The sequence below is a fragment of the Actinoplanes lutulentus genome, assembly GCF_003259845.1.
In the GTDB taxonomy this organism is placed as follows: domain Bacteria; phylum Actinomycetota; class Actinomycetes; order Mycobacteriales; family Micromonosporaceae; genus Actinoplanes; species Actinoplanes lutulentus.
Genome location: NZ_QLMJ01000003.1, coordinates 61,308 through 73,243 on the forward strand (window position 1 = coordinate 61,308; position 11,936 = coordinate 73,243).

The 11,936-nt window shown below is 68.8% G+C and carries 12 protein-coding genes and 1 tRNA gene; 6 read left to right on the top strand and 7 right to left on the bottom strand.

Features of this window, described 5'->3' with window-relative positions; all coding sequences use genetic code 11:
* Positions 1–47 precede the first annotated feature (47 nt).
* The 4 genes from B0I29_RS07220 to B0I29_RS07235 all read right to left on the bottom strand — a co-directional run bounded on the left by B0I29_RS07220 (position 48) and on the right by B0I29_RS07235 (position 3,864).
* Complete coding sequence (locus tag B0I29_RS07220; RefSeq protein WP_111648114.1) at positions 48–1,571, bottom strand: cobyric acid synthase; 1,524 nt, start codon at positions 1,569–1,571, stop codon at positions 48–50.
* Positions 1,565–2,506, bottom strand: a complete 942-nt coding sequence (locus tag B0I29_RS07225) for a cobalamin biosynthesis protein (RefSeq protein WP_111648115.1) — start codon at positions 2,504–2,506, stop codon at positions 1,565–1,567. Before B0I29_RS07225 ends, B0I29_RS07220 begins: the two co-directional genes overlap by 7 nt.
* Positions 2,503–2,970 (bottom strand): hypothetical protein, encoded by a 468-nt coding sequence (locus B0I29_RS07230; RefSeq protein WP_245972320.1) that lies wholly within the window; start codon positions 2,968–2,970, stop codon positions 2,503–2,505. The genes B0I29_RS07225 and B0I29_RS07230 overlap by 4 nt, the downstream gene beginning before the upstream one ends.
* Positions 2,971–3,231: 261 nt before the next feature.
* Complete coding sequence (locus B0I29_RS07235) at positions 3,232–3,864, bottom strand: single-stranded DNA-binding protein (RefSeq protein WP_111648116.1); 633 nt, start codon at positions 3,862–3,864, stop codon at positions 3,232–3,234.
* 176 nt (positions 3,865–4,040) lie between these two features.
* On the opposite strand from B0I29_RS07235, the gene B0I29_RS07240 reads away from it, so the two are divergent.
* Positions 4,041–5,123, top strand: a complete 1,083-nt coding sequence (locus tag B0I29_RS07240; protein WP_111648117.1) for an alpha/beta hydrolase — start codon at positions 4,041–4,043, stop codon at positions 5,121–5,123.
* A gap of 13 nt (positions 5,124–5,136) precedes the next feature.
* Positions 5,137–5,209: transfer RNA gene (locus B0I29_RS07245), tRNA-Arg, on the top strand.
* A 166-nt stretch (positions 5,210–5,375) separates the two neighbouring features.
* On the opposite strand, the gene B0I29_RS07250 is transcribed toward B0I29_RS07245, so the two are convergent.
* The 3 genes from B0I29_RS07250 to B0I29_RS07260 all read right to left on the bottom strand — a co-directional run bounded on the left by B0I29_RS07250 (position 5,376) and on the right by B0I29_RS07260 (position 8,303).
* Positions 5,376–6,311 carry an ADP-ribosylation family protein gene (locus tag B0I29_RS07250; protein WP_146616734.1) on the bottom strand — a complete coding sequence of 312 codons (936 nt, stop codon included), beginning with the start codon at positions 6,309–6,311 and terminating at the stop codon, positions 5,376–5,378.
* Positions 6,312–6,534: 223 nt separating this feature from the next.
* Positions 6,535–7,650 carry a sensor histidine kinase gene (locus B0I29_RS07255; protein WP_111648119.1) on the bottom strand — a complete coding sequence of 372 codons (1,116 nt, stop codon included), beginning with the start codon at positions 7,648–7,650 and terminating at the stop codon, positions 6,535–6,537.
* Positions 7,647–8,303, bottom strand: coding sequence for a response regulator transcription factor (locus tag B0I29_RS07260; RefSeq protein ID WP_111648120.1), 657 nt, complete (start codon positions 8,301–8,303; stop codon positions 7,647–7,649). Before B0I29_RS07260 ends, B0I29_RS07255 begins: the two co-directional genes overlap by 4 nt.
* A gap of 127 nt (positions 8,304–8,430) precedes the next feature.
* Between B0I29_RS07260 and B0I29_RS07265 the strand changes: the two genes are divergently transcribed.
* The 4 genes from B0I29_RS07265 to B0I29_RS07280 are packed head-to-tail and all read left to right on the top strand — an operon-like array spanning position 8,431 to position 11,908.
* Entirely contained in the window at positions 8,431–9,012 is a 582-nt protein-coding gene (locus tag B0I29_RS07265) for a hypothetical protein (protein WP_111648121.1), read from the top strand.
* Complete coding sequence (locus tag B0I29_RS07270) at positions 9,009–10,067, top strand: efflux RND transporter periplasmic adaptor subunit (RefSeq protein WP_111648122.1); 1,059 nt, start codon at positions 9,009–9,011, stop codon at positions 10,065–10,067. The genes B0I29_RS07265 and B0I29_RS07270 overlap by 4 nt, the downstream gene beginning before the upstream one ends.
* Positions 10,064–10,726: an ABC transporter ATP-binding protein gene (locus B0I29_RS07275; protein WP_111648123.1), complete on the top strand. Its 663-nt coding sequence runs from the start codon at positions 10,064–10,066 to the stop codon at positions 10,724–10,726. Before B0I29_RS07270 ends, B0I29_RS07275 begins: the two co-directional genes overlap by 4 nt.
* Positions 10,727–11,908: an ABC transporter permease gene (locus B0I29_RS07280; RefSeq protein WP_111648124.1), complete on the top strand. Its 1,182-nt coding sequence runs from the start codon at positions 10,727–10,729 to the stop codon at positions 11,906–11,908. It abuts the gene before it with no gap.
* The last annotated feature ends 28 nt before the right edge of the window (positions 11,909–11,936 follow it).

Below are 11,936 nucleotides of genomic sequence, written 5' to 3' on the forward strand. Positions count from 1 at the left end.
GACCAACGTACGCGCGGAACGCAACCGCTGTCGTCAGGGACGAACCCCTACGGGGCTCCGGGCGCTCCGGGTGGCACGAACGGCAATCCGGGCGGTGCGCCCTTCTCGATCAGCCGCAGCAGTGCTCCGGTGTCCAGGTGCTCCTCGACCAGGTCGCCGAGCACGTCCAGGGCGCGCTCGCGGATCGCCGCATACCTGGTGTCCGGCGCGACAGTGAACCCGTGCCGGCCGGCCTGCGACGCCGCCCGGGTCAGGAACCGCCGCCGGAACTCGTCCGACTCGAACGCCCCGTGCCAGTGCGTGCCATGAACATTTCCGGACACGGCACCTTCCGGACGGCCGTCGTCATAGTGCAGGAACGGTTCCGGGGTGCCCGATGAGACGTACCCATGATGAATCTCGTAACCGCGCGCCGGCGCACCTAAGCCGGCGCCCGACGAACGTCCGAGGGTCTTGCGCGCCGCGAACGTGACCTCGACCGGCAGCAGTCCAAGACCGGACACCGAGCCGCGTCCGCTCTCCACCTCGTCGTGGATCCGCTCGCCGAGCATCTGGAATCCGCCACAGATGCCGAGCAGCGGTTTTCCGGCGGTGGCGTGTGCGCGGACAGCGTCGGCCAGGCCCTTCTCGCGCAGCCAGGCCAGATCACTCACGGTCGCCTTCGACCCGGGAAGCACCACCAGGTCGGCATCGGCGATCTCGGCCGGCTCGGTCGTGAGCCGCACCTGCACACCCGGTTCGGCGGCGAGCGCCTCGGCGTCGGTGGCGTTCGAGACACGCGGCAGCCGGACCACCGCGACACGCAGCCACTCGGTGCCGCGCGGCGGACCCGGACGGCCGAGAATCCGCCCATAAGCCAGCGAATCCTCCGCGTCCAGCCAGACGTCGGCGTGGAACGGGAGCACACCGTGCACCGGCCGCCCGGTCACTTCGGTGATCATGTCAAGGCCCGGCTGGAGCAGCCCCAGATCGCCCCGGAATTTGTTGACCACGAAGCCGGCGACCAGCTCCTGATCCTCGCGGGAAAGCAGCGCGAGGGTCCCGAAGAACGCGGCGAACACCCCACCGCGGTCGATGTCACCGACGACCAGGGCGGGCATGCCGAATCGGCGCGCCAGCCCCATGTTGACGAAATCGCCGTCCCGCAGATTGATTTCCGCGGGGCTGCCGGCGCCCTCACAGATCACCGCGTCATATTCGCTCCGCAGCTCGGCCAGGGCCGCGTAAGCGGTCTCGGCAAGCCGTGGCTTCATCGACCGATAGTTACGGGCAGTTGCCGTGTCGACGGCCTCGCCCATGAGAATCACCTGGCTGGACCGGTCGCTGCCCGGCTTCAGCAACACCGGGTTGAACCGCAGATCAGGCTCGACCCCACACGCCGCCGCCTGCATGGCCTGCGCCCGCCCGATCTCACCGGCCCGCCCGTCCGGCCCCAGAACAACCACCGAATTGTTCGACATGTTCTGCGCCTTGAACGGTGCCACCCGGACCCCGCTGCGATGCAGCCAGCGACAGATCCCGGCCGTGACAACGGTTTTTCCCGCGTCCGATGTGGTGCCGGCGATCAGCATCGTCGCCCTCTGAAAAGGGCGGTCGCGGCTGCCAGGGCCACCGCTGCCGCGCCCACCGCGCCGGACACCCGGGCTGCCCGGCGCAGGTGCGCGGCTCCCGGTCGGGGGCCGTCGCCGAGGAACGGCCGGGTCTCGCTCCGACCGAAATAGACGTTTCGTCCACCCAGCCGGACACCGAGCGCGCCGGCCATCGCCGACTCGCACTGGCCGGCGTTCGGCGACGGGTGATCGTTGCGGTCCCGTCGCCAGACCCGCAGCGTCTCCCGGGGCGAACCGCCGGCGATCGGCGCCACCGCGATCGTGAGCAGGCCGGTCAGCCGGGACGGCACCAGGTTCAGCAGGTCGTCGAGCCGGGCCGCCGGCGTACCGAAACGCGCGTAACGCTCCGACCGGTGGCCGACCATCGCGTCGAGCGTGTTGGCGGCCCGGTAACCGAGCAGGCCGGCCGGCCCGAGCAGCGCGCCCCAGAAGAGCGGCGCCACGACGGCGTCCGACGTGTTCTCGGCGACGGACTCGACGGTCGCGCGGGCGAGCTCCGGCTCGTCCAGCGCCGACGGATCCCGGCCGCACAGATGGCTGAGCCGGTCACGAGCGGCAGGCATGTCATTTTCGGTCAGGTGCCGGCCCATCGCGCGACTTTCGCGCCGCAGGGTACGCGCACCGAGCACCGTCCACGTCGCAGCGGCCGTGACCACGAACCGGGCCACCGGCCGTCCACGAGTGGCCCGCGAGGCGGCGTACCCGGCAAGCACCGGCACACCGACCGCCACCGCCGTGTACAGCGCCCCGGCAGCACGGCCAGGCCGATAAATCCGCCGCTCCAGCGCCCCCGCGGCGGTCCCGAACCCGGCGACCGGGTGGAACCGCCGTGGATCGCCGACCGCCGCGTCGAGCAGGTAACCGGCGATCAGCCCGGCAGCGTCAGCGGAGGTCACCGGCCGAACGGCGTCAGATCGAACGCCCACACGGCCAGCCCGGACGCCTCCTCCGGTCCCTCGGGGAACGGCACCGGCTCCAGCTCTCCCCACACGATCGAGCCGGGCGCACGGTCCTCGAGGAACTCGACGACGATGGCCCGCAGATCGTCGGTCACCTGGTACGGCGTATCGAACGGCAAATCGTTCGCCTTGCACGTCCCGGCCGAGCACCGCAGTTGCCCGGCGATGGCGTCGTGCCAGACGTAGAACGTCGCGGAGCCCTGATGCCCGGCACCGGCGATCTGTTCACGCAGCACGAAAGCCGTCTCCTCGAACGTGGCGACGACCTCGTCCGCTGACAGGCTGATGCGCTCGTGTGGCGGCGCACCGAACCAGTTGGTGTTCGCGTTCTCGGCGGCCGGGTCCTCCGGCGCGAGCACCACCGCTTCGCTCACGATGGCGCGGATGTCCTTCAACAGCACGCGTCCAGTTTGCCGGGTCGAGGCGACAGATACCCACTCGGGCCGCTCCGACTCGTGGGCGGAAGCGTCGGCACGATCGGCCCATCCCTATCGACGGAACATGTCCACGTGGGCAAAGTCGGCATACCGGCCCGCTTTCCGATGAGGTAAATCCGCAACCGGCGGCCCGGCCCGGTGACCCCTACCGGGCCAGGCCGCCGGGCGCCACCGCGCCGGAGATAGCGGGAGACAGTCTCCGGGCGGCGGCTATCCGGGAATGCCTCAGGCCGCGACCGGCTCGCGCTTGGCGCCGCGCCGGCCACGCCGCGGTTCGTCCATCGGAACCTGCGGGATCTCGGGCGTGTCGCCGGTCTCGTCCTCCTCGGGTTCGGCCAGTCCGGCCACTACCTCCAGGAAACCGGGCGGCACCTCGTCGGGAACGCCGTCCCCGTACGTCACCGGCACCTCAGCCCCGTCCAGCGTGACCGAATGCTCACCGAGCACCTGCGCCTCGTCCTCGGAGTCCTCGACCATGGCGAGCGAGGGCGCCGGCCTGTTGCGGTAGAACTTGCCCCGGCCCCGGCTCAGGTCGTGACCGACGGCAAAGGCCTCCATTTCGTACGAGACACGGTTCTTCTTCTCCTCGTCCACCCAGTCACGGGTGAAGATCCGGCCGTAGACGATCACCGGATCGCCGACGTGGACCGACGACGCCACCCCCTCGGCGAGTTTGCGCCAGGCGGTGACCCGCAGGCGCATCGTGTTGCCGTCGACCCAGCGGGCGGCATCCCGGTCGTACCGGCGGACCGTCGAGGCGACCCGGAAGTTCGCCACGAGCTGCTGGGAATTGGTGGTGCGCCGCCATTCCGGCGCGGTGAGCACGTTGCCGACGATCACGATGTTGGTCTCGTTCACGTTTCCTCCTCAGGACGTCGAGCGCATCGGACGGCGGCCAGCTTGGCCGTTCCCGGGCCGGGCCCGGGGATCTTGCGGTCGCGGCCTGTGGACAGCGCCGGATTGTGGACGACGCGCCGATACGGAGGTCGATCTGTTACGGCGCGCCGCCGCGTACTGGTGGGTAGCCTGAGTTCGTGGAGACCGATGTTCTGGGATGGCCGTACGAGCGGCACACGATCGACCTGGGCCGCGACGACGAAGGACCGGTCGTGGCAACCCTGGTCCGGCGCCGGGCCGAACAGCCGACCCGGCGGGCCGTGCTGCACGTCCACGGTTTCGTCGACTACTTCTTCCAGACCCATCTGGCCGACTTCTTCGCCGAGCGAGGCTGGGACTTCTACGCGCTGGACCTGCGCAAGTACGGCCGCAGCCTGCTGCCGCACCAGACGCCGAACTTCACCCGCACCCTCACCGAGTACTTCCCAGAGCTGGACGAGGCGACCCGGATCATCCGCGAGGAGGACGGGCACGACCAGCTGCTGGTCACCGGCCACTCGACGGGCGGCCTGATCACCTCGCTGTGGGCGCACTCGCGCAGCGGCCAGGGCCTGGTCGACGGCCTGTTCCTGAACAGCCCGTTCTTCGACTTCAACATGCCGTGGTTCATGCGCCGGCCGCTGATGTCGATGATCCTGGCGGTCAACGGCCGGTCCCCGTACCGAAAGATGCCGACCTCTTCTCTGGGCTTGTACGGCCAAAGCCTGCACAACGAGCACCACGGCGAGTGGAGCTACGACCTCAGCTGGAAGCCGATCACCGGCTTCCCGGTCACGATGGGCTGGCTGGAAGCGATCCGCCGCGGCCAGCAACGGCTGCGCGCCGGCCTGACAATCGACGCCCCGATCTTCGTCGCCTGCTCGGACCGCACCTTCCGCGGCAAGGAATGGCACGACGACGTACGCGTCACCGACGCGGTCCTTGACGTGGATCACATCACTCGCTGGTCACCCGGCCTGGGCCCGCGCGTGACGATCGCCCGCTTCGACGGCGGCATGCACGACCTGACCCTCTCGGGCAAGGAGGTACGCACCGAGGTGTTCCGTGAGCTGGCCCGCTGGACGGACGCCTTCCTCCCGGCGCCCGGCACTCCGGAGGTCGAGGTCCCGGCCGCACCCGAGGACCAGGCAGACGTGGCAAAGGTCCTGGAAGCAGCCGAGGCAGCAGTCGAGCACGCCGCAGCAGACGACGCGGACGACAGATCCGGCACGACCGCCTAGTATGTGCAGGCCAGCGCTCGTAGCTCAGCGGATAGAGCAACGGACTTCTAATCCGTCGGTCGCAGGTTCGAATCCTGCCGGGCGCGCCTCTCACAAGCGGCTTTGACCTTGCAATCCACGGCGGTTGCAGGGTCCCGCTTGGTCATTCCGCTGCGGCGCTCGTTGCTTGTGAGCCCGAGGTAAGCCGCTGTGCGGAGGTGGCAGTCACCCTCTCCCCGCTCGCGTGGCGTGAGCGATGACGACAAAATGCGGTCACGCGCGCTTCAGTACCTCGACGTCGGCCAGGTCTCGCCAGTCGGCATGAACCGCAGCGATCTCGGCCAAGGCATCCCTACCCAGCACACGGTATGCACCGATCAGCAGGTCACGGCCGGCCGCCCGATACTCGTCAAGATCCAACCAGTGCAACTCCATGCCAATCGCAAGCGCATAGGCAGGAAGCCCAGCAGCTAACTCATGTCGAGCATCCGCAATCCATCCATCACCTGCTGACGAGAGACTGTTGAACCCAGCCAACCGTTGTGCCGCTTGGGCCACACGAGGGTCTCCGCTGTTCGCCGGCAGGATCGGAAAGATCGAAATCAAACCGTCCGTGCGGTCTGTATCGATCCAACGTGGCTCCCCGTCCGCCGCCAGCGCCTCTTGGTCGGGGCCAGTGAACCACTCAAGCGCATCGGCCAAGGGCATCAGAAGCGATGCCTCCTGACCGGGGCGTTTGATGCCCTGTTCCAGTACAGACCACATCTCTCCAAGCATGGTCGTGTACCCGGATGTCCAAGTCTCAGCCGAATCACCGGCGTAGTTGTAGGCGATGAACGTCGGTAACTCAGCCGGGTCGTCGTACCAGAGCCCATAGTGCAATCCGTCTGAACTTCCTGACGCGACAGTGACGAACTCCGCTGGATCTTGGCGAAAGCGGCAGTGCAACCGTTCGTCAAGGCCGTCTCTGCCGGCCAGATCGACTCCATCGTTGCGGAAGTAGTCGCTGATTCCCCAGGGCGCAAAGCCGAGCTCGAAGAGCGCCTCGCGTTCGGCCGCATCCTGCTGAGCACTCGCCCATAACGCCGCAAAGACTGCGCAATGCCGTGGCAGCCGGAGCCCGAAAACCCGTTGCATCCGTGCCTCGACGGTCGGGAATCGGTCGAGCATCTCTTCAAGAGAGGCACGCCGACGCGAATCGCCACCCACGAAGAAAGACTAGCGATCTTTGAGAGGTGTCCAACTTCTAATCCGTCGGTCGCAGGTTCGAATGTGGTGGCGGCGAGCCACGGAGGTGCTCCCGGACCACCCGAAATCGATACGCCACGGCGGCCCGCTCCGGAAACTCGTGCGTTCCTGGTCGATCGGACGGCCGAACGGCACAAGATCTGAACAGCGCCGGCGCCGCCCGACCCTCTTCCAGAAAAGCGCTTCAGGGGGCTCGGGGGAGCAGCACCGTCACGATCAGGCCGCCCTCGTCTCGGGCTTCGGCTCGGGCCTCGCCCCCGTGGGCCCTTGCCACCGCTCGCACGATCGACAATCCCAGCCCGGCGCCCGGGGACGCCAGCCTCTCCGTGCCGTACCGGTGGAACGGCTCGAACAAGCCTGGCACCTCGTACCGTGGCACCACCGGGCCCGTGTTGCCCACCTGCAGCTCGACCCAGCCGTCGAGACGTGTTCGGGACGTCACCCTCACCCAGCCGCTGGCCGGGATGTTGTGGCGGATGCCGTTTTCGACAAGGTTCTGGACCAGGCGTTCCAGCAGGACCGGGTCGCCCAGGACCGCCGCTTCGCCGGGCTCGGTCAGGACCTTCACCGTGTCGGACACCGCCACGTGGTCGACGATGTCGGCCAGATCCACATATGACCTCTCGGTTACCTCTCGGTCCGAGCGTGCCAGCAGCAGCAGGCCGTCGATCAGCCTGCCGTGGCGGTCGTTGATGGCCAGCAGGGTCGTGCCGAGCTGGCGTATCTCCGGCGACGCGGTCTCTGGCTCCAGCGTCACTTCCAGCAGGGTGCGGTTCAGGGTGAGCGGGGTGCGCAGCTCGTGGGACGCGCTCGCGATGAATCGGCGCTGGCCGTCGAACGACTGGTCAAGGCGGGACAGCATCAGGTCGAACGTGTCGGCCAGGCGTTTCACCTCGTCGTCCGGGCCGTCCAGGGCGATCCGCTCGTGCAGGCCGCGGTCGGCGGCCGGGGACTCGGCGATGCGGCGGGCCGTCGCGGTGATCTGGTGCAGCGGTTGCAGCATCCGGCCGGCGATCAGCCAGCCCAGGGCGATCGTTGCCACGCTGACCAGGGCGAAAGCGATCGCGCCCCGGGTCAGGATGGTGTGCAGGGTGTTCGCCTGGGTGCCTTCGACCACCTTCTGCAAATAGCGTTCGCCGTCGTCGGGTGGTGTCACCAGACGGTCTGTCACCACAGCGCCGCCGACCGAAGGAGCCCTCTGGTCGACCAGGACGTAGATCGCGCCGAGCAGCACGAGCCCGGCGATGACGAAGAGTCCGCCGTACACGAGGGTGAGCCGGCCGCGCACGGTGAGTTTCATCGGATCTTGTACCCCACTCCGGGTTCGGTCAGCACCACCGGCGGGTCACCGAGCTTGCGGCGGAGCTTCAGGATCGTCATGCGTACGGCATGCGTGAACGGATCCGCGTTCTCGTCCCACGCCTTCTCCAGCAGAGTCTCGGCGGAGACCGCGATGCCGTCGGCGCGCAGCAGTTCGGCGAGCACGGCGAACTCCTTGCGCGAGAGCGGCACGTACCTGCCGTCGCGGTGCACCTCACGGCGGTACGGGTCAAGGCTGATCCCGGCACGGCGCAGGACCGGAGGCGCGGCCGGCCTGGCCCGGCGCCCGAGGGCCGCGACCCGGGCCGACAGCTCCCGGAAGGCGAACGGTTTCGGCAGGTAGTCGTCGGCGCCCAGGGCCAGACCGGTGACCCGGTCGTCGATCCCGGCGGCGGCGGTCAGCATCAGGATCCGGATGTCCGCCTTGCGTTCGGCGAGGACCGCGCAGACCTTGTCGCCGTGCACGACCGGCACGTCCCGGTCGAGCACCACCACGTCGTAGTCATTGACGTCGATCCGTTCCAGGGCCGAGCCGCCGTCGTAGACGACGTCCACGGCGTGCGCCTGCTGCCGCAGGCCGAGTGCCACCGCGTCGGCGAGCAGCGGCTCGTCCTCCACCACCAGGATCCGCATGTCTCCATAGTGGCCCGGCGGCGTGTCAATTCGCCGTCATCGTTTTCCGTGACGCCCGGGAAACCAGGCCATCGCTTCACTGGCGCTGCCAGATGACGCCAGCAAGAAAGAGCGAAGGAGACGACGCATGAGGACCAGCACGGTGCTCGCGGTCGGCGCGCTGTTCGTGGTGATGGCAGGCGGCTGCGCCCAGAACGACAACGGAAGCCCGGATGTCGCGACCGCGCAGAGCGGTCCCGCACCTGCCGCGAGCTCGACGAGCGCGAACACGACCGACGACGCGGACGCACCCCTCAAGTACGCGAAATGCATGCGCGAGAACGGGATGACCTGGTTCCCCGACCCGGACCCCGACAAGGAAGGCCGGTTCGCCATCAACCTGCCGCCCGGTGTCACGCCGAAGGACATGGAGAAGGCGGAGAAAGCCTGCCGGCAGTGGGCGCCGAACGGTGGCGAAGCGCCCGAGATGAGCGCCGAGGACCTGGAGAAGATCCGGCAGATGGCGAAGTGCATGAGGGAGAACGGCGTGCCTGACTTCCCGGATCCGGATCCGGACGGCCGCATCGAGGCCCACCACAGCGTGGGCGACGGTCCTGGCAACGACGTGTTCGACAAGGCACAGGAAATCTGCTCGCAGTACCTGCCGAAGCCGCCCGGCGGCGGCGAGGCCGATGGCCCGGCCACCAATGTCGATGGAGGCGGAGCATGAGCCGGCGGGGACGGACCACGGCGGCGGTCGCCGCGGTGCTGACAGCGGGAGCGGCAGCCGCGGCGGTGTTCGTGGCCGGCCTGCCCGAGGGCGAGGCCGGTGCGCAGCCGGAGAGCGACCTGCCGGCGGCGACCGCTGACGTCCGCAAGGAGACCCTTGTCGACAAGGAGACCCACAACGGCTCACTCGGGTACGGCGATCCGGTCGCCGTCGACACCCGGCTGACCGGGACGGTGACGTCGCTGGCGGCACACGGTTCGACGGTGAAACGGGGAAAGCCGCTGTACGCCCTCGACAACGACCCGGTGGTGTTGCTCTACGGCAAGCTGCCCGCGTACCGAAGTCTGTCGTCCGGGGCTGAGGGCGCTGACGTGAAGCAGTTCGAGAAGAACCTGTGGGCACTCGGGTACCGCGGCTTCACTGTCGATAACGAGTACACCTCGGCGACCGCCGGCGCGGTCGAGGACTGGCAGGACGACCTGGGTCTGCCGGAGACCGGCACGGTCGAGCTCGGCCGGGTCGTCTACCAGCCAGCCGCGGTACGCGTCGGCTCCGTCACGGCGACGAAAGGCGACGCGGCCCAGCCCGGCACCGAGATCCTGCAGATCGCCGGGATCCGTCAGGTCGCCACTGTCGAGCTCGATGTCGACGACCAGCGGCTCGCCAAGAAGGGTGCGAAGGTCGACGTCACCCTGCCCGACGGCACGTCGGTGACCGGCCGGATCGCCGACATCGCGAGCACTATCGAGACCGCCGAGAACCCGTCCGAGGAGGACCGGACCGTCCTCACCCTGACGATCACGTTCGACAAGGCGCCGACCGGCCTGGACGACGCCGGTGTGACAGTGGACTTCATGTCCTCCCAGCGGAAGAACGTGCTGACGGTTCCGGTCAGCGCGCTTCTCGCGCTTTCCGAGGGAGGGTACGGGCTACAGGTCGTCGACGGCACCACCACCCGGATCGTGGCCGCCGAGACGGGGTTGTTCGCGGACGGCCGGGTCGAGGTCAGCGGCACCGGCCTCACCGAGGGTACGAAGGTCGGTGTACCGGAATGACCGGCCCGGTGATCCACCTCGAAGGTGTCACGAAGCAGTACGCCGGTGGCGTGACGGCCCTGAGAGACGTCGACCTGATCGTCGAACACGGCGAGCTCATCGCGATCGTCGGCCCGTCCGGTTCCGGAAAGTCCACGATGCTGCACCTGATCGGCACGCTGGACCGGCCGTCCACCGGAACCGTGCGGATCGACGGGTACGACGTGGCCCGCCTCTCCGACCGGCAACTGTCGGCGTTGCGAGCCCGCAAGATCGGCTTCGTGTTCCAGTCGTTCCACCTGGCGCCGGGACGGGACGCGATCGCCAACGTGGCTGACGGTCTGCTCTACATGGGCGTACCCAAGAAGGAGCGGGAGCGGCGCGCTGAGGCCGCGCTCGTCAGGGTGGGTCTTGGTGATCGTCTGCGGCATCGGCCGCATCAGCTCTCCGGTGGGGAGAAGCAGCGTGTCGCGGTGGCGCGGGCGGTGGCGGGGGAACCGGCGGTGCTGCTGGCCGACGAGCCCACCGGCAACCTCGACTCGCATGCCGGTGCCGGGGTGGTCGAACTGTTGCGGGAGTTGAACGCGGCCGGAACCACCGTTCTGGTGATCACCCACGATCACGAGATCGCCGGCGCGATGCCCCGGCAGGTGCCGATGCTCGACGGGCAGGTGGTCTGAATGGCCCTGCGACCGGCGCCTCTCGGTGCCGCCGACCTGGTCAGGCTGGGTGGATATGGTCTTCGCTCCCGTCCGCTGCGTGCGGTTCTGTCCGCGCTCGGCATCGCGATCGGTATCGCCGCGATGATCGCCGTGGTCGGCATCTCGGAGTCCAGCCGGGCCGAGCTGGACCGGCAACTCGACGCGCTCGGCACCAACATGCTGCGGGTCTCGCCGGGGCAGACGATGTTCGGTGATGACGCCAGCCTGCCCGACGAAGCCCTCTCGATGATCAAGCGGATCGGCCCGGTGACCTCGGCGACCGCGACCGGCACGGTCTCCGACACGCCGGTCTACCGCACCGACCGGATCCCGGCGGGCCAGACCAGCGGCATCGCCCTGATGGCGACCCAGCTGGACCTGCTGGAGACGGTCGGCGCGGAACTGGCCGGCGGCACCTGGCTCAACGCCGCCACCGCGAAATACCCCGCGGTGGTCCTCGGCGCCACCGCGGCCAAACGGCTCGGTGACGTGCCGGCCGTTTACATCGACGGGCGGCGTTACCCGGTCGTCGGCGTGCTGAAGAACGTGCCGCTCGCCTCGGAACTCGACACCGCAGTGCTGATCGGCTGGGCCGCCGCCGAGTCCTACCTGGACTTTGACGGGCACGCCACCACGGTCTACACCCGGGCCGTCGAGGCGAAAGTCGAGGCGGTCCGGTCGGTTCTCGCGGCCACCGCCAACCCGGAGAGCCCCGACCAGGTGGACGTCTCCAACCCGTCCGACGCGCTGTTCGCGCAGCGCGCCGCCAGCCAGACGTTCACCGCCCTGCTGCTCGGACTCGGCGCGGTCGCACTGCTGGTCGGCGGCATCGGCGTCGCCAACACCATGGTCATCTCGGTGCTGGAACGCCGCGCCGAAATCGGTCTGCGCCGCTCCCTGGGCGCCACCCGAGGACAGATCCGCACCCAGTTCGTCGCCGAGTCACTGCTGTTGTCCCTGCTCGGCGGTGCCGCCGGGGTGCTGGGCGGATTCGCGGTCACACTCTTCTACGCCAGCACCCAGTCCTGGCCGACGGTGGTGCCGCTCTGGGCGATCGGCGGCGGCCTCGCGGCCACCCTGCTGATCGGCGCGGTAGCCGGCCTCTATCCCGCGATCCGAGCAGCTCGGCTTGCGCCGACCGAGGCACTCGCGGCCGCATGACTTTCTTGGGTACGGGAGATGCGCTTTC